Source organism: Citrobacter sp. BDA59-3 (assembly GCF_015167655.1).
GTDB classification, from domain to species: domain Bacteria; phylum Pseudomonadota; class Gammaproteobacteria; order Enterobacterales; family Enterobacteriaceae; genus Phytobacter; species Phytobacter diazotrophicus.
Genome location: NZ_CP063427.1, coordinates 494301 through 517775, shown reverse-complemented (window position 1 = coordinate 517775; position 23475 = coordinate 494301). Strand labels below are relative to the sequence as shown.

The 23475-nt window shown below is 52.9% G+C and carries 20 protein-coding genes; 13 read left to right on the top strand and 7 right to left on the bottom strand.

What is annotated here, in order from left to right; genetic code table 11:
- Positions 1 to 57: 57 nt before the first annotated feature.
- Positions 58 to 1014 carry a galactofuranose ABC transporter substrate-binding protein YtfQ gene (ytfQ, locus tag IP582_RS02440; RefSeq protein ID WP_039077763.1) on the bottom strand — a complete coding sequence of 319 codons (957 nt, stop codon included), beginning with the start codon at positions 1012 to 1014 and terminating at the stop codon, positions 58 to 60.
- 401 nt (positions 1015 to 1415) lie between these two features.
- Here ytfQ and ppa point away from each other — a divergent pair, with 401 nt between their 5' ends.
- From ppa to bla, 3 genes are all read left to right on the top strand, one after another.
- Positions 1416 to 1946 (top strand): inorganic diphosphatase, encoded by a 531-nt coding sequence (ppa, locus tag IP582_RS02435; protein WP_039077764.1) that lies wholly within the window; start codon positions 1416 to 1418, stop codon positions 1944 to 1946.
- Between the two features lie 263 nt (positions 1947 to 2209).
- A complete protein-coding gene (locus tag IP582_RS02430) occupies positions 2210 to 3793 on the top strand; it encodes a methyl-accepting chemotaxis protein (RefSeq protein WP_193794976.1) in 1584 nt (527 codons plus the stop codon).
- 177 nt (positions 3794 to 3970) lie between these two features.
- Positions 3971 to 4825 (top strand): class A beta-lactamase, encoded by an 855-nt coding sequence (gene bla / locus IP582_RS02425; protein ID WP_193794975.1) that lies wholly within the window; start codon positions 3971 to 3973, stop codon positions 4823 to 4825.
- Between the two features lie 55 nt (positions 4826 to 4880).
- Here bla and IP582_RS02420 read toward each other — a convergent pair whose 3' ends face one another.
- Genes IP582_RS02420 through tamA form a run of 3 tightly spaced genes read right to left on the bottom strand, consistent with a single transcriptional unit; the run spans position 4881 to position 10734 of the window.
- Positions 4881 to 5225, bottom strand: coding sequence for a gamma-glutamylcyclotransferase (locus tag IP582_RS02420; protein ID WP_039077766.1), 345 nt, complete (start codon positions 5223 to 5225; stop codon positions 4881 to 4883).
- A 2-nt stretch (positions 5226 to 5227) separates the two neighbouring features.
- Entirely contained in the window at positions 5228 to 9004 is a 3777-nt protein-coding gene (gene tamB, locus IP582_RS02415; protein ID WP_193794974.1) for an autotransporter assembly complex protein TamB, read from the bottom strand.
- On the bottom strand, positions 9001 to 10734 hold the full coding sequence (gene tamA, locus IP582_RS02410; RefSeq protein WP_193794973.1) for an autotransporter assembly complex protein TamA: 1734 nt from the start codon (positions 10732 to 10734) through the stop codon (positions 9001 to 9003). Before tamA ends, tamB begins: the two co-directional genes overlap by 4 nt.
- 213 nt (positions 10735 to 10947) lie before the next feature.
- Here tamA and msrA point away from each other — a divergent pair, with 213 nt between their 5' ends.
- The 4 genes from msrA to IP582_RS02390 all read left to right on the top strand — a co-directional run bounded on the left by msrA (position 10948) and on the right by IP582_RS02390 (position 15142).
- Positions 10948 to 11589, top strand: a complete 642-nt coding sequence (gene msrA, locus IP582_RS02405; protein ID WP_193794972.1) for a peptide-methionine (S)-S-oxide reductase MsrA — start codon at positions 10948 to 10950, stop codon at positions 11587 to 11589.
- A gap of 382 nt (positions 11590 to 11971) precedes the next feature.
- Positions 11972 to 12562, top strand: a complete 591-nt coding sequence (locus IP582_RS02400) for a hypothetical protein (protein ID WP_071193491.1) — start codon at positions 11972 to 11974, stop codon at positions 12560 to 12562.
- 356 nt (positions 12563 to 12918) lie between these two features.
- On the top strand, positions 12919 to 13392 hold the full coding sequence (locus tag IP582_RS02395) for a hypothetical protein (protein ID WP_193794971.1): 474 nt from the start codon (positions 12919 to 12921) through the stop codon (positions 13390 to 13392).
- 415 nt (positions 13393 to 13807) lie between these two features.
- The gene (locus IP582_RS02390) at positions 13808 to 15142 is read left to right on the top strand and encodes a hemolysin family protein (RefSeq protein ID WP_039077772.1); all 1335 of its coding nucleotides are present in this window, start codon (positions 13808 to 13810) and stop codon (positions 15140 to 15142) included.
- 152 nt (positions 15143 to 15294) lie between these two features.
- On the opposite strand, the gene IP582_RS02385 is transcribed toward IP582_RS02390, so the two are convergent.
- Positions 15295 to 15501, bottom strand: a complete 207-nt coding sequence (locus IP582_RS02385) for a DUF1107 domain-containing protein (protein ID WP_039077773.1) — start codon at positions 15499 to 15501, stop codon at positions 15295 to 15297.
- Positions 15502 to 15827: 326 nt separating this feature from the next.
- Here IP582_RS02385 and IP582_RS02380 point away from each other — a divergent pair, with 326 nt between their 5' ends.
- Entirely contained in the window at positions 15828 to 16388 is a 561-nt protein-coding gene (locus IP582_RS02380; RefSeq protein WP_193794970.1) for a YtfJ family protein, read from the top strand.
- Here the strand turns inward: IP582_RS02380 and cysQ are convergent.
- On the bottom strand, positions 16382 to 17122 hold the full coding sequence (gene cysQ, locus IP582_RS02375) for a 3'(2'),5'-bisphosphate nucleotidase CysQ (RefSeq protein WP_193796170.1): 741 nt from the start codon (positions 17120 to 17122) through the stop codon (positions 16382 to 16384). The two genes, IP582_RS02380 and cysQ, sit on opposite strands and share 7 nt — an antisense overlap.
- Positions 17123 to 17437: 315 nt before the next feature.
- On the opposite strand from cysQ, the gene IP582_RS02370 reads away from it, so the two are divergent.
- Positions 17438 to 19381 carry a bifunctional 2',3'-cyclic-nucleotide 2'-phosphodiesterase/3'-nucleotidase gene (locus IP582_RS02370; protein ID WP_193794969.1) on the top strand — a complete coding sequence of 648 codons (1944 nt, stop codon included), beginning with the start codon at positions 17438 to 17440 and terminating at the stop codon, positions 19379 to 19381.
- 59 nt (positions 19382 to 19440) lie between these two features.
- Here IP582_RS02370 and IP582_RS02365 read toward each other — a convergent pair whose 3' ends face one another.
- On the bottom strand, positions 19441 to 19827 hold the full coding sequence (locus IP582_RS02365; protein ID WP_039077777.1) for a helix-turn-helix domain-containing protein: 387 nt from the start codon (positions 19825 to 19827) through the stop codon (positions 19441 to 19443).
- An 84-nt stretch (positions 19828 to 19911) separates the two neighbouring features.
- Between IP582_RS02365 and IP582_RS02360 the strand changes: the two genes are divergently transcribed.
- The 4 genes from IP582_RS02360 (at position 19912) to ytfE (ending at position 23467) form a co-directional block, all read left to right on the top strand.
- The gene (locus tag IP582_RS02360; RefSeq protein ID WP_193794968.1) at positions 19912 to 20760 is read left to right on the top strand and encodes an SDR family oxidoreductase; all 849 of its coding nucleotides are present in this window, start codon (positions 19912 to 19914) and stop codon (positions 20758 to 20760) included.
- 81 nt (positions 20761 to 20841) lie between these two features.
- A complete protein-coding gene (locus tag IP582_RS02355) occupies positions 20842 to 21666 on the top strand; it encodes an AraC family transcriptional regulator (RefSeq protein WP_039077779.1) in 825 nt (274 codons plus the stop codon).
- Positions 21667 to 21741: 75 nt separating this feature from the next.
- On the top strand, positions 21742 to 22710 hold the full coding sequence (locus IP582_RS02350) for a DMT family transporter (RefSeq protein WP_193794967.1): 969 nt from the start codon (positions 21742 to 21744) through the stop codon (positions 22708 to 22710).
- 94 nt (positions 22711 to 22804) lie between these two features.
- Positions 22805 to 23467 (top strand): iron-sulfur cluster repair protein YtfE, encoded by a 663-nt coding sequence (ytfE, locus tag IP582_RS02345; protein WP_193794966.1) that lies wholly within the window; start codon positions 22805 to 22807, stop codon positions 23465 to 23467.
- Positions 23468 to 23475: the final 8 nt, after the last annotated feature.

Sequence of the window (23475 nt, the reverse complement as noted above, 5' to 3'; positions counted from 1 at the left end):
CACCAGGCAGCCCTCCTCTCCTTTCGGGAAGGGGGCTGGGGTGAGGGTAACAACGGCTTAGTAGCCCATGTTTTTCTTTTTCTCTAACTCTTCTTTCGCCGTATCCGGCAGGTAGAGCGTGGATTTGGTGATGGTCAGCTTCTCAGGCAGGGTGCCGTCTTTTTTGTATTTTTCCAGCGCATCAAACGCCGGCCCGGCCATGTTCGGCGTCAGTTCGACGCTGGCATTGGCTTCACCGTCGATCATCGCTTTGTAGATATCCGGCACGCCGTCAATAGAACCCGTCAGGATGTCTTTGCCCGGTTTCAGACCCGCTTCTTTGATAGCCTGAATGGCACCGATCACCATGTCATCGTTATGGGCATAAACCATGCAGATGTTTTTGCCGTTGTTCTCCGCTTTAATAAAGCTTTCCATGACCTCTTTCCCTTTACTGCGGGTGAAGTCGCCGGATTGAGAACGAATGATTTTGATGTTGGACGCTTTAGAAATGGCATCGGCAAAGCCTTTCTTACGGTCAATCGCCACGCTCGCGCCTACGGTGCCCTGCAGTTCAACCACGTTACACGGTTTACCAGCGACGGTTTTCACCAGCCAGTCACCAATGAGTTGCCCTTCCAGCACGTTATTGGCGGTCACGGTGGTCATATAGAGGGATTTATCTTTCACATCAATTGAGCGGTCGAGCAGGAATACCGGGATTTTTGCATCTTTCGCTTCTTTCAGTACCGGCTCCCAGCCTGTTGCCACAACAGGTGCAATAAAGATGGCGTCCACGCCCTGGGCAATGAACGAACGCACCGCTTTGATCTGGTTTTCCTGTTTTTGCTGACCGTCAGCAATTTTCAGGGTAATACCGCGTTTTTGAGCTTCGCTTTTAGCGACGTTGGTTTCGGCGGCTCGCCAGCCGGATTCTGATCCGACCTGCGAAAATCCCACGGTTAACGGGGCGGCCATCGCCATAGACGACATGGCTGCTGAAACTGCTGTGACAAGAAGTAAGCGCTTCCACATAGGTGTATCCTCGTAGGGTTATTGTTGGCTACAACTTCGCCTGCGGGAAAACTATAGACAATTGGAGATGTAACAGAATGCGTTACATCACAAATCAGAAAAGTGAATAAATTGTTAGTTGCCAGTTGAGATCTGGCGCGCGAAAAGAGCCAGGTCGATCGCCTCTGCATCATGCTTTGAAAACACACAAATTTTCATTCAAAGACACGTCCAATTTATGCAGTGTAATCGCTTTCACATTTTTATTCAGGATGCAGCTATCTTTATGGACAATCCGGCTACATTTTCTGAAAAAAAAGGGGGCGTCAGGTGTGTCGCAATGTAAAACAAGCAAAGACATTCCCGATGAGTTGGCTATAATACCCGGCACTTGTTTGCCACACATTTTAAAGGAAACAAACATGAGCTTACTCAACGTCCCGGCGGGCAAAGATCTGCCAGAAGATATCTACGTTATTATCGAAATCCCGGCTAACGCAGATCCGATCAAATACGAAGTCGATAAAGACAGCGGCGCGCTGTTCGTTGACCGTTTCATGTCCACTGCGATGTTCTATCCGTGCAACTACGGCTACATCAACCACACCCTGTCTCTGGACGGTGACCCGGTAGACGTGCTGGTCCCAACGCCGTACCCGCTGGAACCCGGCTCTGTCATTCGCTGCCGCCCGGTTGGCGTGCTGAAAATGACCGACGAATCTGGTGAAGATGCCAAACTGGTTGCTGTACCGCACACCAAACTGAGCAAAGAGTACGATCACATTAAAGATGTGAACGACCTGCCAGAACTGCTGAAAGCACAGATCACTCACTTCTTCGAGCACTACAAAGACCTCGAAAAAGGCAAATGGGTGAAAGTAGACGGTTGGGACAACGCTGAAGCGGCTAAAGCTGAAATCGTTGCGTCCTTCGAGCGCGCTGCGAAGAAGTAATCCGTTTTATCTGAAAAACCCTGAACGCGGATAACGTCGGACAGGGTTTTTTTATGTCTTATTCCTCTGTCCTTCTCTGTTCCTGCCCTTTCAGCGCCCGTTTCTTAATCTGTCATAAAAACGTCACAAAATTCTTTTTCCATGCGTTTGAACGATATAACCCAAACACGCCCCACAACCGCCTTCCGACCTCTGTAAAGTCCGCCCCACGCGGGTCGATACCTCTTTTGTGACCATGCTCTTTCATTCCACCGGGGAACAACATGAAACTTAATCACTTCACAATTGGGCAACGACTCGGCCTGATGGCAACTCTGTTACTGCTGGCAACGCTGTTTATCGGCTTGCGGGGGCTGGCGATAAACAGTGACAGCTTTGGGCAGAATCAGAAAATGATGGCAACGGAGAAGGTGCTTGTTGAGAGCATTGATACCGCGCGTAACGCCCAGGTGCAGTTCAAAATCCAGGTTCAGGAATGGAAGAACACGCTACTACGCGGCTCTCAGGGACAAGAGACTTTTGATAAATACAAAGCCGCCTTTGTTTCCCAGAGCCAAAAAACGCAGCAACTGCTGGAAAAACTGAGCGCGATGTTGCCACAACTTGGCATGGATAACGCACAGGTTGAACAGACTCGCAAGCTCCATGCTGAGCTTGAAGCACACTACCTGAGCGCACTACAGCAATACGATCTGAGCGACCCTACCAGTGCCCAGCGCGTCGACAAACTGGTGACCGGCATTGACCGGGAGCCAACACGGATGATTGACGAGGTAGTAGAGCGGACGCTGAAACACGCCAATGCCATTCACGTGGAGACGGACGCGCGCAACCTGGCGCAATATCAGCAAACCCGCCTGATGTTGCTGATCGCCATGGCGCTGACCATGCTGGCCGGTGGGATTATCACCTGGTGGCTGGTGCGCAGCATTACCCATCCGCTGGCACAAGCCGTTACCGTTGCCCGCACGGTGGCCTCTGGTGATTTGCAGACAACCTTTAGTATCACCGGGCGCGACGAGACAGCCGAACTGATGCACGCCTTGCAGGAGATGAACGGCAACCTGACCCGCATCGTCCACGGTGTTCGCCACAGCACGGAATCCATAGCCTCGGCATCGGTGCAAATTGCCACCGGTAGCCGGGAACTCTCTTCACGTAACGAGGCGCAGGCGAGCGCGCTGGAAGAAACGGCCGCCTCCATGGAGGAGCTCACCTCTGTGGTGAAAAGCAACGCCGAGAACTCGCGTTTTGCCAGCACTATCGCCCGCGACGCATTCACTATCGCAGGCCAGGGCGGCCAGGCCGTGGAGCGCGTGGTGCAAACCATGAGCGACATCCACCAGCTCTCCAGCCAGATTAATAACATCATCGGTGTGATTGACAGTATTGCCTTCCAGACCAATATCCTGGCGCTGAATGCCGCCGTCGAGGCCGCACGCGCGGGTGCCGAAGGACGAGGTTTCGCTGTCGTTGCCTCCGAAGTCCGCGCCCTGGCGCAACGTTCTGCCTCTGCGGCGCGGGATATTCGTAACCTGATCGACAATTCCGTTAACCGTATCGCCGAAGGGAACGCGCAGGTACAAAGCGCCGGTTCCGCAATGACTGAAATTTTGCGTAGCGTGCAGCAGGTGAGCGAGCTGGTGGAGTCCATTTCCGCCGCCAGCAAAGAGCAGAGCACCGGTATCGATCAGGTGAACGTGGCGGTGACGCATATGGATACCGCAACCCAGCAGAACGCCACGCTGTCGCAGGAATCGTCGGCTGCCGCGCATCAAATGCAGCGCCAGGCAGAAGAGCTGTTAGAAGCCGTAAGCCAGTTCAAATTGCGGCAAAACGCCGCGTAATCAGCAGCAGCGCCATTCGCCTTTGAGTCGGAGGGCGCTGCATCTCCCCCGCTTTCATTAACTGTGCGATTCTTTATCCCCGAATTCATCACGCTTTGGTAAACATATACCTCTACAATGCATACCGTTGTGTGATTGCCCCCCAAGCCCGAAATAACCACAAGGAAACGTATCTCTATGCCACGGTTTCGTTTGCACTTTATCTCCCTGCTGACCGCCTTTTGCCTGCCAGCTTTTGCTCACCCGCTCACGCTGGAGACCGTAAAAAAAGCCGAGGACCAGCTTAACGCACGAGTGGGCTATGCCGAATTGAACCTAGCCAACGGTCAGATGCTGGGCAGCTATCGTCCACAAGAACGTTTTCCCATGATGAGTACTTTTAAAGTGCTACTGTGCGGCGCGGTCTTATCGCGGGTGGATGCCGGGCAGGAGCAGCTTACCCGTCGTATACAGTATCGTAAGCAGGACCTGGTCGCGTACTCGCCGGTAACGGAAAAACACCTTACCGACGGGATGACCGTGGCCGAACTGTGCAGCGCCGCCATCACAATGAGTGATAACACGGCGGGCAACCTGCTGCTGTCTGCGATCGGTGGACCGTCCGAACTTACGGCGTTCCTGCGTAAAGCGGGCGATCGGATCACCCGTCTCGACCGATGGGAAACCGCGTTGAATGAAGCGTTGCCTGGCGATGAGCGTGATACGACAACGCCTGAGGCCATGGCGCAGACGCTACGCCAGCTTCTCACCGGCAAGATACTGACACCAGCATCACAGCAGCAATTAATGGCCTGGATGGAAGCAGATAAAGTCGGTGGGCCGCTGATTCGCTCGGTCATGCCAGCGGGCTGGTTTATCGCCGATAAAACGGGAGCGGGGGAACGGGGTTCTCGCGGTATTGTTGCCGCGCTGGGGCCTGATGGCAAACCGGCCCGCATCGTCGTTATCTACATCACCGAAACGCAGGCGACCATGGACGAACGAAACAAAAAAATCGCCGACATCGGCGCATCGCTGATTAAGCACTGGTAACCGGACAACGCCTGCGGGACAAAAAACAACGCCACCCGAGGGTGGCGTGTTTGTATTAATACTGGTCTCTGTCTAACCAGTTGCCGGTAGGGATAAACGTTTTCCCCTCCACCGGCCGTTGGTACACATACATCCAGGCGCTGCCATAAGGCGTCTGGATAAGCTGCCGTTTATATTCGCCCCCAGCGGTACGTAGCGCGTCCAGTTCGCCAAGCGTTGTCGCATCAATGCGGTAAACTTCACCCAGCACACTGCCATCACCTGGTACAGCGCCAGGGTAGTGCCCCAGACTGTAGAGTTGATAATCTTCAACGCAATAATCGCCCAGCCACTGAGCATTGGTCATCCAGTGGCTGTTGCCTTGCTTGCGTCGTAAACTGCCGTAGACAAATATTCGCATTGCTAAAACTCAAACTGATAGAGCAGATCAAGTGCCTGATCTAAGCCAGACACCGCTTCCAGATACAGCTTAGGCATCAGGCGATAACGTAACGTGAGAGTCGCCAGTGAGTCAAAAATACCCACACCATATTTTACCTGTAGACCCGGCAGTACATAGCCGCTGACCACCACCTGGGAGGAGTCTCCCACCCCTTCGGTGTCCAGCGCCAGATTGCTTACGCCAAACGTCTCGCCGATTTTACCCACAACCTGACCACTTTGTGCAACCCCCAGGCCCACTAAGGCTGAAGTCATTGCCGCACTATCGCTTTGTCCGCTCTCCAGACCCTGCCCGCGAAGCAGGTAAGAGAGCGCCTCTTGCTGCGACATCGCCGGGTCGGAGAAGATCTCCGCTTTCGGTTCATCTGCCGTGCCGGTAATACGCACCCCGGCGGTCACGTCGTTCTCGGTGGCATCCGGGTTACGAATCGCCTCGATATTCAGCAGCGGCTGATCGACGGGGCCGGAGAAAATCAGCTCCCCCTTACGCACAATCAAATCCTGACCATAAGCGTGATAGCGCCCTTCCGGAATATTGATTTGCCCGTTAAGGCCAAGCCCTTGTTGATCCTGAGTGACTTTCAGATCGCCGGTCAGCCGTGCTTTCAGTCCGAAAGCATCCATCCGCACATTATTGCCGACATGCACAATCAAATTACTGTTAATCGGAATCGCCGCGCTTTTCGGTTTTTCCGGTTTCAGATCCGCATTGAGCATCACTTCATCACTGGAGGTGCCAACCGCGCTTTCCGGCAAATCATGCACGACGATCCGCGCCCAGGGCACATCGACCCGGCCATCGAGCGTAAACAGCGTCGGCGTAGCCTCGAACACCAGGTCAGGGGAGACGTCCAGACGCACCATAGGCGGCACGGTAATGCGCACCTTGCTCCCCTGTGCCGCCACGCGGGCACGCCAGTTGTTAATCTGGCTCCAGTCCGCATCACCGCTCAGGTTAATCTGTCCACGCTGGGTCCGCACCACCCCTTGCAGGGTCGACGTGGTGCCATTGAAGTTCATTGCCAGTTGGCTGGGCTGCATATCGAACGGCATGAAGTTACCTTCCACATCCACACCGTTGAGCTGCATCTGCCCGAACAATTGCGGGCTTTGCAGATTCCCGCCGAGCCGTAGGTTAGCGTTCAGCGTACCCGCCGCTTTCTCGCCGCGCGTAAAGATGGCGTTAGCCATCGCCAGCGAGAAATTGCGGATATTAACGTTACCGCCAAGGTTACGCCGCCCCTGCGGATCGGTGACCTGCACCTGCCCGTCAAACTGTCCGTTATTGGTCAGACGGATCAGCCAGCCTAAATCCGCACGGTTATTCTGCAACTTCGCGTTAAGGTTCAGCGTTTCGAAGGCGACCGGCAGCGGTGCATCGTTCACGACCTGGGTCACTTTGACGTTACGCCCGGATAGCGTCACTTCACCCTGCGGCAAGCCTTCTTTGGTGGCATCCCACGAGACATCAGCCTTACCGCTAAATGTGCCGCTGGCCTGGGTGGTATCCGGCATAAAGGGTTTCAGCATCGCCAGGTCGAAGCGGTTCAGATTGACCACCGCACGCCCCTGCGCCCCGGCATCAATCGTCTGCGGCACGCAAAGCTCCGCATTCGGGTTGGTCCAGCAGTGTGGCCCAATACTGATCTTCTGTTCCTGATTACGGTAATCCAGCGCGATTTCACGGTTCAGGGCAACTGGCCCGACGGGCGTGGTGAAACGTGTATCGCTAAGAGTGCCCTTCCAGCGCTGTTCGTTGCGATCAAAACTCCCGGCCAGTTTTAACTGCCCGGCGACCGGCTCGCCCTGCACCCGCAACTCAAGCTCGTGCTGCTTTTCACTGCCTTTGGCAGCAAGCGTTGCCAGGCTGATATTCACCCCAGGCTGAGAGAGGCGTTCAACCCGCACATTCATCGTACCGGCAAGCTGATCGGTCGATTTCACATCCCCTTTCACCAGGACACGGGCTACACGCAGCGCTTGCCAGCGCAGATTGTTGGCGGTGATATCCGCCATTACCTGTGGCGCATCCACCGTACCGCGAATATTCACCAGTCCTTTAGCCGTACCGCCCAGCCCTGGCAGTGCGTTATCCAGACCTGGCGCGTCGATGTTGGCATCCAGGTTAAGATCTTTTACCCCCAGTTCGCCTTTGACATCGGCTTTGTTGCGTCCCAGTTCCAGATGCAGCCCTGGAATGGTCCACTGCATATAGCTGTTGCCTTTAAGCTGCCCGTCAACGCTGACTTTATTTTGTTTCACGTTCCCGGCGAGTTTCAGCTCCGGGATATCAAGCTGCCAGGTTCCGCCGTAGAGACTGCCGCGCATTTTCGCCAGCCCGTTCAGTTTTGCAGGCCAGTCCGGGAAGGTTTTTGCGGTGTTGATACCGTCCAGCGTTAACTCACCGCGCCAGCTAATCGCCTGCTGCCAGTCGAGCAAGGCTTTGAGTTCGGTTTTCCCTTCCAGCGCGGCTACGCTCAGCTTGTCGATGCTGATTTGCTGCTCGTTACCTTTACCGTCCAGAGTGATGGTGGCTGGTGGTACGTCCTGACCCTTTACCGCCGTGCGGAACGACAGCGTGTAGTCAGTCATTTTGCCGGTCAGCTTGAGCTTAAGGTCGTCGGCCTGATACTGTTTTTCACCGGTAAATGGCCAGTAGAGCTGCTCGCTGGTGATGTCCAGATTGAGCGGCAGCCCCGCCTCGGCAAGCTGTGTTTGCCCACGCAGAACAATATCCACCGGGCCGGACAGGTTGACGCCAAACTCCAGTTGCTTGCGCATCTCGCCGCCGACTTTGAGTTTCACTTTCTCGCCTTTCATCGGATCGACATTCAGGGTGCTGTTGAGCGTGATATCCACCGGCCAGTTATCCCGCAATGTCGCTGTGCCCATGGCATTAAGCGTGCCCTGATTTGAATCGATATCGAACGCATCAAGCTTCATATTGCCGTCAATGCTGCTCACTTTGAGCAGCATATTGCTGACCGTAATATCAGTGTCGCCGGTTAAGCGAAGCTGCTCACCGCGAAATTCTTCAATATTGAGATTGAGCGGCAGATGCACATCCGTCATCTGCGGCAGCAGCGGTTTGGCGAAGAGTTGCTTAAGGGATTCACCCAGCGGCAGTTCATCCGGTTTCGGATTCTCAACCTTCGGCTCCACCACCTGTTCCTGCGCCACCTTCGCCACTTTCGGCAGGGCAATCAGCAGGCCGCTCAGCGAGGTGGGTTTCAGGGTCAGGTTCTTCTCTTCCCAGTTCAGGGCAGAGGAGAAGTTCATGACGGAGACGGTCGTGTCATCAATATTGATATTGACGTTATTGAGGGCCACGCGGCTTAACGTAATGGGATATGGCGTGGAAAGGTTTAACGGCCCGTTATCCTCTTCTTTCACCGGCGCGGCAGGTGGCATCTTTTTGGTATCGATGACCACATTGATATCTTTTAGCGAGATATCGTTCACGCACAGGCTACTGTCACGCAGGCAGCCCAGTTTCACCGCCAGATGAAACTCTCCTGCATTCACCGCGATACCCGGCTGATCGTAACGAATGTTTTTCAGCGATAAATCGCGCCAGCCGCCGGTCACCTGGCCGATTTCCAGCCCCGGAACCCAACGGTTGGCGGCCTTAAACAGCAGATGTAACCCGCTCGTCGTCCCGACGAGAAAAATAACCGTCCCCAGCACTAACAGGATAAACACCAGTACGCCGAGGCTTATCTTCTTCCATAAACTCATAATTCAGGCCCCAAACCGATGTAAAACTGTAATCCGTGCTCGTCTTTATCGCCGACCGGAACGGCCAGATCGAATTTGATCGGGCCAACCGGTGATTGCCAGCGCACCCCGACGCCGGTACCGGTTTTGAAATCACTGCGGCGGATATCGCTCACGGCCTCACCGCTGTCGACAAAGACCGCGCCCCACCATTTACCCGTCACGTTGTACTGATATTCCAGCGATCCGGTGGCCATTTTCGAGGCCCCGATCAGCTTTCCGTCATCATCCTTCGGCGCGATAGATTTGTATTTATAGCCGCGAATGCTGCGATCACCCCCGGCAAAGAAGCGCAAATCCGGCGGTACGCGGTTAAAATCGTCGGTTTCAATCCACCCCAGGTTGCCACGGGCCACAAAACGGTGGCGGTCATATAACGTGCGGATCCAGGCGTTTTGCGCCTGCATCACGATAAACTCCACATCCGAGCCCCAGGCGGTGCTGGAGTAATCGATGGAATAACGCTGGGAATCACCCCAGGTCGGCATCAGGCCGCCGCGCGAACGGGTACGGCTGATCATCACCCCCGGATAAAGCAGCATGGTGGTGTTGGTTACGCTCGCCTGCGTAAAGTGGTCGAGGCTCCAGCGCAGATTAATGGCGCGCTGCCAGCCGCTGGAGAGATCCCAGTAACGGGACACCGCAAGCGTGGTGGAGTCCGCTTCGGTATCATTTAAATCGGTGCGCTTAAATCCGCCCTGAATCAGATAATATTGCTCAAGCGGGTTTTTGAGCAGCGGAACTTTGTAGCTGAAATCAAGCTGTTGTTCCGGCGCAGAGACGCTGGCAGTGGTGGTAAAGCTGTGGCCATAGGAGTTTATCCACGGTTTTTTCCATGTGGCTTTGACGCGCGGACCTACGTCGGTGGAATAGCCGATGCCCGTCTCAATGGTATTTTCAATACGCGGTGCGACGACACCTTTTAAAGGTAGTACCTTGCTTTCTCTGGCTTTATCAAACTCCGGCGCCACCACCACCGAGTTAAACCAGCCGGTAGCCGACAGGCGGCGGTTAAGTTCCGCCAGATCTTTGGTCTGGTAGTAATCACCTTTTTTAAACGGCACCAGATTTTGCAGATACTCTTCGCGGATTTGCGAACCTTCGAAGGTCACATCTCCGAAACGGTAGCGTTGGCCGCTGTCATAGTCGATATCCCAGAATGCCTGATGCCGGTCAAGCGCGATGCCCAACTGGCTGTGGTTGTAGTGGCTATCGAAATAGCCTTTGCGCAAGGCAACGCGGGTCAGTGATTTCTTAAAACCGTCGTAATCACCGTGGTTCAGCACCGTGCCTTTTTCCGGGCGCTTTTTTAGCAATGCAATATAATCTTCATCGGTACGTGCACCGCCGCGCAGGATCACATCCGTGCCGCCGATGCGTACCGGTTGTCCTGCCGAGACACGCGCAATCAATACCTGCCGCCCTTTCGCCGGCGGTGGGCGAAGCTCGAACTCGATAGTGGGTTCGTAATATCCCAGCGCTTTCAAACCTTCACGGATGGCGTCATCAACACGCGCCTGAAATCGCTTGTCCGGCGTCACTTCGTCGCTCTCGATGGTGGAAAGCTGAGCGCGAACATTTTTCTGCAGCGCTCCGGTCAACCCTTCCAGTTGCAATCGGACGTTTGCCGACATGGCGCTATGGCTTGCCAGCAACAAACCGGCAAAACATAAAGTACGGATTTTTGGCACGTTTTCTCCTGAATATCCCTTGTTCCCACCCCTGGAAGGAAACGTCAACACCGCTCCGCGGCTTGTAAAAAATCCAATATGTGGATTGAAAAACGGACGACACCCCAAATATTTCTTATGTTTAAATCTAGTCTGATTTACCGCGTTTATTGTGTTAAAAGAGACGCTTCGTTACAACCTTAACCGCAATTTGCGCTTATGGGAGGCCTCACCATGAGTCTGTTTGATAAGAAAAACCTTGTTACTCAATCGGATGCGTTACCCGGACGTAACACGCCAATGCCCGTTGCCACGCTACATGCTGTTAACGAGCACTCCATGACAAACGTGCCGGAAGGGATGGAGACCGCTTATTTCGCAATGGGTTGCTTCTGGGGCGTCGAACGTCTGTTCTGGCAACTGCCCGGTGTCTACAGCACGGCGGCAGGTTACATGGGCGGTTATACGCCGAACCCAACCTATCGCGAAGTGTGTACCGGACAGACGGGCCATGCCGAAGCGGTTCGCGTAGTGTATGACCCGTCGGTGATCAGTTATGAGCAGCTTCTGCACGTGTTCTGGGAAAACCACGATCCGGCCCAGGGGATGCGTCAGGGCAATGACCACGGCACGCAATACCGCTCCGCCATTTATCCGCAGACGCCCGAGCAGAGCACCGCCGCCCACGCCAGCCTCGAACGTTTCCAGGCGGCAATGCGGGCCGCTAATGATGATCGAACTATTACAACGGAGATTGTTAACGCACCGCCGTTCTACTATGCCGAAGACGATCATCAGCAATATTTGCATAAAAATCCCTATGGATATTGCGGCATTGGTGGCATTGGCGTTTGCCTGCCGCCGCAACTGGCCTGATATTCCTTTATTACCGGTTCAGCTTCCTGAACCGGTTTTCACGAAGCACCTGCCCCCTGGGAATTCTCGCTTTAACTTTCGCTATTCTTTCTCAACCGGCCACGCTATTTACTCGTCATTACTGGTTTAATTTCGCATGCCTGAACTGTATTACGAGATAAGTGTATCCTGTTAATTTTATTGAGAAGTTTTTTATCTTTTCCACGTTTTGAACTTAAGTAAAATCTGTCATATATAACAATCTTTTTCATAAGCGTATTTCAGATAAATTTCCATTTAAGAGTGACACCACCTGTCGCAATATGCTCTTAGTATGTGTTACACACGTTGTAAGCGTGTTTTTGAGAAAGCGATGTGAATACCACCTGGAGGGAGATTTTATATGCCTTACTTAGCAGAAAGGATAACCACTCCACACGGTCAACTACTGGGCGTTAAAATCTACCCAAGAAAAACGCTTGTCCTGAACAGCCTCGAAAAAAAAAGAACTTATCTTTTTGATTTAATGAATGCCATTGGCAATAAAGCCGATTTTTTTAAAAAGCGTGATTTGTTCTGCCTGGTCTCCATCACCGATGAAGAGATCGCAATGCTATTAACGTTCGACTTAGTATTACAGGCAACGCTGGCTCGACTTCCTTTTGTAAAATTACAAATCAACCAAACATTTGAAACAGCCATACAGGATTTAGCAAAAAGTAAAAATGGTATCTGGCTGAGTCATGTAGGGAATGAAAACGCGCCCTTTACGCAGTACTGTGAGGCAATCGTTTTGGATGAAACCTTTACGAACAACGAGCTAAACAAAAATACGTTTCCGTATCTTATCCAAAATTTAAAGCGTTATTGCGAAAAAGTTATTATAAAAACAGACAATAATATTAACCGTCGGGCACTTGAAGAGGCGGGCATTTGGGCCTGTTGCGGACTTTATGCGCCAATACCGTTCAGTAAGGTGCATCAGTTGATGTAACCCCTTGTTGCGAAACGCCCTGCCCATTTGCAGTGTCATTTATTACGAAATGAATATGAATTGATATTTTTATTTATTTTTTAACATATAAACAGTGGAAAACTCCAGAATATCCTCAGGTAAGGAAGGACGTCTTACGACCATAAAAAAGCCGCCTTCATGGTGAAGTCAGTGCCAGCACCATTACTGCTTAACAACGTTCTTTGCACAAGTGACAATGTACAAATGCGCTAACTATCAAAGAAATAACCTTTGATAGGTATATATATTGATATTAATTATCGATCAATAAATGATTGATTAATAACTTTTAGCGATCAATATTAGATATATCTAGGCATTAACAAGGAAAGGATATGGACCGGGTTAGCGTAATACCCATTCACAGCCTGAATGGCACAATTGTTGGATTTTCAATGGACTGTAGCGATCATCCCCCGCACAGCCATCACCTGAAGTATTGTTCTGACTTCTCTGTCGAAAATGGGCTTTTGTTTTATGTTAACAACCCCAGGAATCTTACAGATACTGCAGAACAGTTTCCACACCTGACATTAATGAAACAGGAAGATCCTGCGTTATTTGGGCTATGGCGGGAAAACGTCCGCCAGGCCGTGGTGATTAATCGAGACTTCTACCATAAACAGGTGCAGAAACCCACTTTCCCTGAACTGATTAAGAACATCCGAAAATCATATTCGGATCGCGTCATTATCGACGGCGTACAAAGTACGTGGGAATTTTCAGTACTACAGGATTGCGGCATCTGGGCGGTTCAGGGCTACATGTATCGCTCAGTTCCCTTAAAGAAACTGGAGTGGTTGCTTTAATCGTTACGAAAGAGAATACGACCGTAATAACGAAAAGGTCACATCCACAAAATAGAAATTAAAGGCAAAACCTTAGCGCGAGTAAAAGGAAGTAATAGCGTGCCACAGGAATATATAAAAATCCTCTTATTACTCCTTTTGCTCTTTCATTGACGCATTGCTCACCCCTGTGGATAAAGGCTACACCTGAAAAGCGACTACGCATTGCGCCATTAGAGCAAGAAACGAACTCACAAATGAGAAAAACTCCCATCAACATGTAACAAACTGCTTACACTGCTGGCAGGCTGTAACACGCTTACGCTATACTAGCCGTCGAAATTGTAGGTCCACCGCTTCGGACTCGCTTTCAATGTGTTTACCACAAGGATTTTTCAACTTCCCTCCGAGGATCCCGCTTATAGCTGGATAAATTATGTTAAACAGCATCTTAGTCATACTCTGTCTGATAGTCGTAAGTGCATTCTTCTCGCTATCTGAGATTTCGCTTGCCGCTTCCAGAAAAATAAAACTGAAACTGCTTGCCGATGATGGCAACGTCAATGCGCAACGCATTTTAAAAATGCAGGAAAACCCCGGCACCTTTTTTACCGTGGTGCAAATCGGCCTGAATGCCGTTGCCATCCTGGGTGGTATCGTGGGTGATGCCGCTTTCTCCCCCGCGTTCTACAGCATCTTAGTCACCGTGGTGTCGCCAGAGCTGGCAGACCGTCTGAGCTTTATTATTTCGTTCTCGCTGGTAACGGGGATGTTTATCCTGTTCGCCGACCTGACCCCGAAACGCATCGGTATGATCGCGCCTGAAGTTGTGGCTTTGCGCATTATCAACCCGATGCGCTTCTGCCTGTTTCTCTTCCGCCCGCTGGTGTGGTTTTTTAACGGCATGGCTAACATTATTTTCCGCATCTTCAAGCTGCCAATGGTGCGTAAAGACGACATCACGTCTGATGATGTCTATGCCATCTTCGAGGCTGGCGCGCTGGCCGGGGTGCTGCGTAAGCAAGAGCATGAGCTGATTGAGAATGTGTTTGAGCTGGAATCGCGCACGGTACCATCGTCAATGACATCGCGCGAAAACGTGGTGTGGTTTGATCTGCATGAAGATGAGCAAAGCTTAAAACGAAAAGTCGCTGAAAACCCGCACTCCAAGTTCCTCGTATGTAATGAAGACATTGACCATATCGTTGGTTACGTCGACTCAAAAGACCTGCTTATTCGCGTACTGGCTAACCAAAGCCTGGTGCTGAGCAGCGGCGTACAAATCCGCAACACGCTTATTGTGCCGGATACGTTAACGCTCTCCGAAGCGTTGGAAAGCTTTAAAACGGCAGGTGAAGACTTTGCGGTCATCATGAACGAGTATGCGTTGGTGGTGGGGATTATCACCCTCAACGACGTAATGACCACGCTGATGGGCGACCTGGTCGGTCAGGGGCTGGAAGAACAAATCGTCGCGCGTGATGAAAACTCATGGCTGATTGACGGCGGCACGCCAATTGATGACGTGATGCGGGTACTGGATATCGACGAGTTCCCTCAGTCCGGCAATTACGAGACGATTGGCGGCTTTATGATGTTCATGCTGCGCAAAATCCCGAAACGTACCGACTCGGTGAAGTACTCCGGCTATAAGTTCGAAGTCGTGGACATTGATAACTACCGTATCGACCAGTTGCTGGTCACGCGGATTGATAATAAGGCCACGGTGTTAACGCCAAAGTTGCCGGATGCTGAAGAGAAAAGCGAATAAGCGCGACGGCAAATCACTACATAAAAGGCGGCGTAATTTCCGCCTTTTTTCTTGCCTGCCATTCAGCGGCGATTCTCCCCTGAAAACATCAACGGCTCCCTGACGGAGCCGTTTTTGTTGTACTGCGATTACTGCATAGCATAGTGGGTTGGTTAAGCCATCTCAGTTTGCAGACGCATAACCTGACGGTTGACTTCGGACATCACAGTAAAGTGCTGTTTGTCCTTCACTTTCGGGATAAGGATCTTGCCTTTATCAAACTCGAAAGCGCCAACGTCCTTGATGTACAACCGTCCACGGAACAGGATTTTCACGTACTTAGCCACCTGAAGTGGGTTGTAACGTTGGAAAATTTTCATTTTTGTATCTCCTGCTAAGTAATACGCCCTTGCGGTGCCACGCTTGGCCCAACAGTGATGAGCGCAAATTTTGGTGCTCAATGAGCATAGTTCAGAAACAACATGAGACCTAGTATGTATAAGTTTATTTACCTTTTGATTACAGTTATTCAGAATTTTCTTTTCAGCGCTTACGAACAGGCAGTATAAGTCGTCGTTTTTTCGCCGTTATGTGCGTTAACCCGCAAACTGGCATCCCGTTTGCGGGAAAAGCACATTGATCGCACTTATGATTAAAAGGTTGAGTTAAGTGGTCGGATCACCTGCAAACAATAAAAGGAAACACCATGACCTTACGTAACATCCTGGCAGCCACCTGCCTGCTACTGCCGCTCCTGGCGCAAGCCCACAATTTTGAAACCAGCCAACGAGTACCGCCTGTGGGCATCGCTGACAGAGGGGAATTGATTCTCAATAACGATAAGTTTAGCTACAAAAACTGGAACAGCGCGCAGCTTCCTGGCAAAGTGCGAGTGGTGCAACATATTGCCGGTCGGACCTCTGCCAAAGAGAAAAATGCCGCGCTGATTGAAGCGATCAAGGCCGCAAATTTACCTCACGATCGTTACCAGACGACGACCATCATCAATACAGATGATGCTATCCCCGGCTCAGCAATGTTTGTGCGCAGCAGTATTGAGAGCAACAAAAAGCTCTATCCCTGGTCACAGTTTATTGTCGACAGTGATGGTGTAGCGCGAAAGGCCTGGCAACTGGATGAAGGCAGTTCAGCCATCGTTGTGCTGGATAAAGACGGACGGGTGCAATATGTCAAAGACGGCGGGCTGACACAGGCGGAAGTGCAGCAGGTCATCGCCCTGCTGCATAAATTACTCGATAGTCAGTAAATCGACACCCGAAAGCCGGGGTTCAGGAAAGATTCACGCGGCGTGTAATCCAGGGTTTTTCCCTGCCAGTCGTGAACATGTGCCCCGGCTGCCACGGCTACCGCATGGCCTGCCGCCGTATCCCAGACGCTGGTCGGCCCGAAACGCGGATACAGTTGAGCCTGTCCCTCTGCCACCAGGCAGAATTTCAGCGATGAACCAATCGCGGTCGTCTGATGTTCGCCCAACTGGGTTAAATACTCTTTCAGTTCGTCATCCGCGTGGGAACGGCTTACCACCACCAGCGGCGGACGCGCGTCACGCACTTTAATCTGCGTCCGCGTGCCGTTTTCCTCTTTCCACGCTTTACCTTCCGCCGCGCAATACATCACTTTAAGCACCGGGGCATAAACGACGCCAAGTACCGGTTTCCCTTTTTCAATCAGGGCGATATTCACCGTGAACTCACCGTTACGCTTTATAAACTCTTTGGTGCCGTCCAGCGGATCGACCAGCCAGTAACGCTGCCAGTGCTGACGAACGCTCCAGGAGGGGGGATCTTCTTCCGACAGAACCGGAATATCCGGCGTCAGCGCCTGTAGCCCGCCAGCAATCACCGCATGCGCGGCAATATCGGCGGCCGTTACGGGGGAATCGTCGGATTTGCTGGTTACATCCATCGGCTTATTGCCGTCGTAGACCTGCATAATGGCATCGCCCGCTTCTCGCGCGAGCTGACAAATGGCTTCTAACATCATCCACCTCTTATTTATGGCAGTGGGGTCTTTACCCTCAATAATTCACATTGCGGGAAGGCGGCAAGTGAGTGAATCCCGATGCGCTTACCTCAGCAAGTGATTCGGGTGAGTGAACGCTGCCAACGCTCATGCAACATGAAGTATCACGGGTATAACTCATTGTTTTACTTATATCGCATTCAGGTCGAATCTGCCAGGTGTGATAGTTGTTGCATTTATGTGGCAAATTTCATGGCAGAATTCACAATTCTGTAAGCAACAAAATGTACATATCATTTCTTTTGTGGCTCAGATCTAAAAAGGACACCTCTGATGATTAAGTTTAGCGCAACGCTCCTTGCCACGTTGATAGCAGCCAGCGTACAAGCGGCGACGGTGGATCTCCGGATTATGGAAACCACTGATTTGCATAGCAACATGATGGACTTTGATTACTATAAAGATTCTGCGACAGAAAAATTTGGCCTGGTGCGTACCGCCAGCCTGATCAATGCCGCCAGAAAAGAAGTCAAAAATAGCGTGCTGGTGGACAACGGCGACTTAATTCAGGGCAGCCCGCTCGGTGATTATATGGCAGCCAAAGGGCTGAAAAAGGGCGACATCCACCCTGTCTATAAGGCGCTGAATACGCTGGACTACACCGTGGGCAACCTCGGCAATCACGAATTCAACTATGGCCTGGATTATCTGCACCGGGCGCTGGAAGGGGCAAAATTCCCCTACGTGAATGCCAATATTATCGATGTCAAAACCCAAAAGCCGCTGTTTACTCCGTATCTCATTAAAGAGACCGCCGTTACCGATACCGATGGTAAAACACATACTCTGAAGATTGGCTATATCGGCTTTGTCCCGCCGCAAATCATGGTGTGGGATAAAGCCAACCTGAGCGGCAAAGTCACGGTTAATGACATCACCGAAACGGCGAAGAAATATGTGCCAGAGATGCGCGAAAAAGGGGCCGACCTGGTGGTGCTGGTTGCCCACTCCGGCCTCTCTTCTGAACCTTATCAGGCGATGGCGGAAAACTCCGTCTACTACTTAAGCGAAGTCCCCGGCGTTGACGCTATTCTGTTTGGCCATGCCCATGCGGTCTTCCCGTCGAAAGATTTCGCCGCCATTAAAGGAGCGGATATCGCCAAAGGAACCTTAAATGGCGTGCCGTCAGTGATGCCAGGAATGTGGGGCGACCACCTCGGCGTGGTGGATCTGGTATTGAATAACGATGCCGGGAAGTGGCAGGTCGCTTCGTCAAAAGCCGAAGCGCGCCCGATTTATGACGCCGCCGCCAAAAAATCGCTGGCCGCAGAAGACAGCAAACTGGTGGAAATCCTGAAACACGACCACGATGCCACCCGTCAGTTCGTCGGCAAGCCTATCGGTAAATCCGCCGACAACATGTACAGCTTCCTCTCCCTTGTACAGGATGACCCAACCGTCCAGGTTGTCAACAACGCCCAGACCGCTTATGTGAAGCACTTTATTCAGGGCGATCCGGATCTGGCGAACCTGCCGGTCTTGTCTGCCGCCGCCCCGTTCAAAGCAGGCGGACGTAAAAACGATCCGGCCAGTTTTGTCGAGGTCGAAAAAGGGCAGCTCACCTTCCGTAACGCCGCCGACTTGTATCTCTACCCCAACACACTGGTGGTCGTGAAAGCGACGGGCAAAGAGGTGAAAGAGTGGCTGGAGTGCTCCGCCGGGCAGTTTAATCAGATCGATATCAACAGCACGAAGCCTCAGTCACTCATCAACTGGGAGACCTTCCGTACCTATAACTTCGATGTGATTGATGGGGTGAAATACCAGATTGATGTGACGCAGCCTGCGCGTTATGACGGCGAGTGCCAGAGCATCAACCCGCAAGCTGAGCGTATTAAAGATCTGACCTTTAACGGCAAACCGATCGATCCCAACCAGGTGTTCCTGGTGGCAACCAATAACTACCGCGCCTATGGCGGTAAGTTTGCGGGAACGGGTGACAGCCATATCGCTTTTGCCTCGCCGGATGAAAACCGCGCGGTGCTGGCAAAATGGATAACCGACGAATCGGCAAAAGCGGGAGAAATCCACCCGGCAGCGGATAACAACTGGCGCCTGGCGCCGATTCACAGTAATACGGCGCTGGATATCCGTTTCGAAACCTCACCTTCTGAGAAGGCGGCCGCGTTTATCAAAGAGAAAGCGCAGTACCCGATGAAGAAGGTCGGTACGGACGAGATTGGCTTTGCGCTCTATCAGGTGGATTTAAGTAAGTAAGCTCGTTTATCCCGCAACTGTAGCCCGGACAAGGCGTTCACGCCGCCATCCGGGTTCACTCAGGCGGCGCGGTCGTCTCGCGTCGCCAGCACCTGCGGCAAATTCAGCTCAATCCAGTCGGCCAGCGCGGCCACTTTCTCGCTCACCTGCTCACCCAGCGGCGTCAGGCTATACTCCACATGCGGCGGCACCACCGGATACGAAATGCGGTTAATAAAACCGTCCATTTCGAGCGCCTGCAGCGATTGCGCCAGCATCTTTTCGCTGACACCGCCCATTTTGCGGCGTAAATCGCTGAAACGGTGGGTGCCGTGGCGCAGCGCCACCAGAATCAATACGCCCCAGCGGCTGGTCACGTGTTTAAGCACCTCACGGGAGGGGCACTCCTCAGCAAACAGATTACCGTCGCGCATCCGCTCGCTCAGGGTGGGATTTATGCCTTCCATACTTACCTTTTTGTACGTACTTACTAAAAGTTAGTTAAGGTGATAGTGTGCCACAACACAAGACAAATACGAAGAGGAATCATCATGATCGCAATTACCGGCGCTACAGGCCAACTGGGCGCACTGGCTGTTGAAGAATTACTGAAAACCGTCAAAGCGAGTGAGCTCGTCGCGATTGTACGTAACCCGGCAAAAGCTGACGCACTGGCTCAGAAAGGTGTCGTCGTTCGCCAGGCCGACTACGGCGACCAGGCGGCGCTAACGGCGGCACTGTCGGGCGTAGAAAAACTGCTGCTGGTCTCCTCCAGCGAAGTGGGCCAGCGCGCCGCGCAGCATCGTAACGTGATCAATGCAGCCAAAGCGGCAGGGGTGAAATTTATCGCCTATACCAGCCTGTTGCATGCGGATAAATCTCCGCTCGGTCTGCATGTTGAGCACGTTGAAACCGAAAAAATGTTGGCTGATTCCGGCATCCCTTACGCCCTGCTGCGTAATGGCTGGTATACCGAAAATTACCTGGCCAGCGCCCCGGCGGCTCTGGCTCATGGTGTCTTCATCGGCGCTGCGGGAGACGGCAAAATCGCCTCGGCCACCCGCGCAGATTACGCCGCTGCCGCCGCACGCGTTATCAGCACAGAGGGCCATACCGGGAAAGTCTACGAACTGGCCGGTGACAGCGCCTGGACACTCAGCGAACTGGCGGCTGAACTGAGCAAACAGAGCGGTAAACCGGTGGTGTATCAGAACCTGAGCGAAGCCGATTTTGCGGGTGCGTTAAAGGGTGTTGGTCTGCCAGATGTGTTCGCTAACCTGCTGGCTGACTCGGATATCGGTGCCTCGAAAGGAGGTCTGTTCGATGACAGCCATACCCTGAGCAAGCTGATTGGTCGCCCGACCACCCCGCTCGCGGAAAGCGTCAAAGGCATCCTGTAGCTGTTACAGGCTGGTTAATTTTTGTAGCACGCCGCCGGGTCATCCTTAATAATGAGAAGATGACCTGAGCGGAGGCGAAAAGTGGAAGGCGTACCGGAACAATTCTTTGACGAGAGAGACAGCGCGCGTTTTCGCCACCTGGCGCAATTGCCAGGGGTGGAGTTGTACCATGCGCATATCTCCCGTTATGCCTTCGAACCCCACACCCACGAAGCCTTTGGTATTGGCGCAATCGAAGCGGGTGCCGAACGCTTTCGTTATCGCGGTACGCAGTACGTTGCGCCTGCCAATTCCGTTGTCACCATGAACCCCGACGAACTGCATACCGGTGAGGCTGAGACCGCGGATGGCTGGCGCTATCGCATGATCTACCTTGACCCCGCGTTGCTGGAAGAGGTGACCGGTATCCGCCACTGGTGGTTTAGCGATGCTACTCGCCACGATCCCCTGCGCACAGTCAAGATTTGCCGCCTGATTCATGGACTCTGGCACACCGAGGATTCGCTGGCGCAAAAAGGGATGCTGCTGGACCTGATCGACACCTTCACACCGCTTGCACGTCACGCGCCGGTCAGTCAGGAAGGCGCTCATCGTTTTGAGCGGGTCCGTGACTATCTGCATGACAATTTTATGCACCCCCTGACGCTGGATGAGCTGGCGCAGGTGGTCTCGTTGAGCCCGTACCATTTTCAGCGTCAGTTCAAAGCCCATTTTCACGTGACACCCCACCAAATGCTGATGGCGATTCGTCTGTGGCGGGCGAAAGATTTCCTGACCCACGGGATGCCCGCCGCCGAAGTAGCCGCAGCCACCGGGCTGACTGACCAGTCACACCTCACCCGCGCCTTTACGCGTCGTTACGGCATTACCCCCGTGCGCTACCAGAAGCAGGTCGTCCGGCGCTAATGCGCAATCTCATACAATATTCCGTTCCCCTCCTTTCCTACACTGTGACGGCAAACAGAAACGTCAGGTGGAAGTATGATTAGTGGTGTGTTGTATGCCCTGCTCGCGGGGATGTTGTGGGGGCTTATTTTTGTCGGGCCGTTAATTGTGCCGGATTACCCGGCGGCATTGCAGTCAACCGGTCGTTATCTGGCGTTGGGGATAATTGCCCTGCCGCTGGCGTGGCTGGGCCGCCAGCGTTTACGGCAGTTAACGCAGAAAGACTGGCTCACCGCGCTGGCGCTGACCATGATGGGCAATCTCATCTATTACGTCTGTCTTGCCAGCGCCATTCAGCGCACCGGGGCACCGGTTTCGACGATGATCATTGGCACCCTGCCGGTTGTTATCCCGATATGTGCAAATCTGCTCTACAGCCAGCGTGACGGTAAACGCACCTGGACCAGCCTCGCCCCGGCACTGCTCTGTATTACGGCGGGACTGGCCTGCGTCAACATAGCCGAACTGCACGGCGGCCTGCCGGCGTTCTCCTGGTGGCGCTATGGCTCCGGCATTGCCCTTGCGCTGGTTTCCGTCGCCTGCTGGGCGTGGTATGCGCTGCGTAACGCCCGCTGGCTGCGGGAAAACCCGGACAAGAACCCGATGATGTGGGCAACCGCGCAGGCACTGGTGACACTCCCCGTCTCTTTACTCGGCTATGCTGCTGCCTGTCTGTGGCTGAGTGCGCAACAGCCTGATTTTGCCCAACCCTTTGGCCCGCGCCCCGCGGTGTTTCTCGGTTTGATGTTCGCGATTGCTGTGCTCTGCTCCTGGGTCGGCGCTATGTGCTGGAATGTTGCCAGTCAGCGTTTACCCACGGTTATTGTCGGGCCACTGATTGTTTTTGAAACCCTTGCGGGCCTGCTTTATACCTTCATGCTACGTCAGCAAATGCCGCCGTTGCTCACCCTCTGTGGTATCGCCCTGGTGGTTTGCGGCGTGGTCATGGCCGTACGCGCGAAGCCAGAAAAGCCTCTGGTTCAGTCAGTTTCAGACCACGGTTAATCGTGGTCTTGTTTACCCTGCCCCGAAAGGGGTATATCATCGAATAAAAGATGCATTTAAAATGCATGTTATAATTTCTGATGAGGTAACTGCTATGGCTTTCCGTGACCAATCCCTGGGTGAACTGGCGCTATCCATTCCACGTGCGTCAGCGCTGTTTCGTAAATACGATATGGATTACTGCTGCGGCGGTAAGCAGACGCTGGAGCGCGCCGCGTCCCGCAAAGAACTGGATGTTGGCATCATTGAAACCGAACTGGCAAAGCTGGCAGAGCAGCCCATCGAGAAAGACTGGCGCATCGCCGCCTTGAGCGAAATCATCGATCACATTATCGTGCGTTACCACGACCGCCACCGCGAACAACTGCCGGAGCTTATCCTGCAGGCGACCAAAGTGGAGCGCGTACATGCCGATAAACCCAACGTGCCAAAAGGGTTAACCAAATACCTGACCATGCTGCACGACGAGCTTTCCAGCCACATGATGAAAGAAGAGCGCATCCTGTTCCCGATGATTAAAGAGGGGATGGGCAGCCATGCGATGGGGCCAATCAGCGTGATGGAAAGCGAGCATGATGATGCAGGCGAACTGCTGGAAGTGATCAAGCACATTACCAATGGCGTGACGCCGCCGCCGGAAGCCTGCACCACCTGGAAAGCAATGTACAACGGTATCAATGAATTGATCGACGACCTGATGGAACACATCAGTCTGGAAAACAACGTTCTGTTTCCGCGTGCCCTCGCTGGAGAATAAGCAAAGGC

Excerpts from the sequence above, each read along its gene's own strand:
- IP582_RS02420 (WP_039077766.1), bottom strand. The coding sequence starts at position 5,225 with ATGCGAATATTTGTCTACGGCAGTTTACGACGCAAGCAAGGCAACAGC.
- IP582_RS02385 (WP_039077773.1), bottom strand. The coding sequence starts at position 15,501 with ATGAAAATTTTCCAACGTTACAACCCACTTCAGGTGGCTAAGTACGTG.
- IP582_RS02370 (WP_193794969.1), top strand. The coding sequence starts at position 17,438 with ATGATTAAGTTTAGCGCAACGCTCCTTGCCACGTTGATAGCAGCCAGC.
- bla (WP_193794975.1), top strand. The coding sequence starts at position 3,971 with ATGCCACGGTTTCGTTTGCACTTTATCTCCCTGCTGACCGCCTTTTGC.
- IP582_RS02365 (WP_039077777.1), bottom strand. The coding sequence starts at position 19,827 with ATGGAAGGCATAAATCCCACCCTGAGCGAGCGGATGCGCGACGGTAAT.
- tamB (WP_193794974.1), bottom strand. The coding sequence starts at position 9,004 with ATGAGTTTATGGAAGAAGATAAGCCTCGGCGTACTGGTGTTTATCCTG.
- IP582_RS02380 (WP_193794970.1), top strand. The coding sequence starts at position 15,828 with ATGACCTTACGTAACATCCTGGCAGCCACCTGCCTGCTACTGCCGCTC.
- IP582_RS02390 (WP_039077772.1), top strand. The coding sequence starts at position 13,808 with ATGTTAAACAGCATCTTAGTCATACTCTGTCTGATAGTCGTAAGTGCA.
- IP582_RS02395 (WP_193794971.1), top strand. The coding sequence starts at position 12,919 with ATGGACCGGGTTAGCGTAATACCCATTCACAGCCTGAATGGCACAATT.
- IP582_RS02430 (WP_193794976.1), top strand. The coding sequence starts at position 2,210 with ATGAAACTTAATCACTTCACAATTGGGCAACGACTCGGCCTGATGGCA.
- ytfQ (WP_039077763.1), bottom strand. The coding sequence starts at position 1,014 with ATGTGGAAGCGCTTACTTCTTGTCACAGCAGTTTCAGCAGCCATGTCG.
- IP582_RS02350 (WP_193794967.1), top strand. The coding sequence starts at position 21,742 with ATGATTAGTGGTGTGTTGTATGCCCTGCTCGCGGGGATGTTGTGGGGG.
- msrA (WP_193794972.1), top strand. The coding sequence starts at position 10,948 with ATGAGTCTGTTTGATAAGAAAAACCTTGTTACTCAATCGGATGCGTTA.
- IP582_RS02360 (WP_193794968.1), top strand. The coding sequence starts at position 19,912 with ATGATCGCAATTACCGGCGCTACAGGCCAACTGGGCGCACTGGCTGTT.
- IP582_RS02400 (WP_071193491.1), top strand. The coding sequence starts at position 11,972 with ATGCCTTACTTAGCAGAAAGGATAACCACTCCACACGGTCAACTACTG.
- ppa (WP_039077764.1), top strand. The coding sequence starts at position 1,416 with ATGAGCTTACTCAACGTCCCGGCGGGCAAAGATCTGCCAGAAGATATC.
- cysQ (WP_193796170.1), bottom strand. The coding sequence starts at position 17,122 with ATGTTAGAAGCCATTTGTCAGCTCGCGCGAGAAGCGGGCGATGCCATT.
- ytfE (WP_193794966.1), top strand. The coding sequence starts at position 22,805 with ATGGCTTTCCGTGACCAATCCCTGGGTGAACTGGCGCTATCCATTCCA.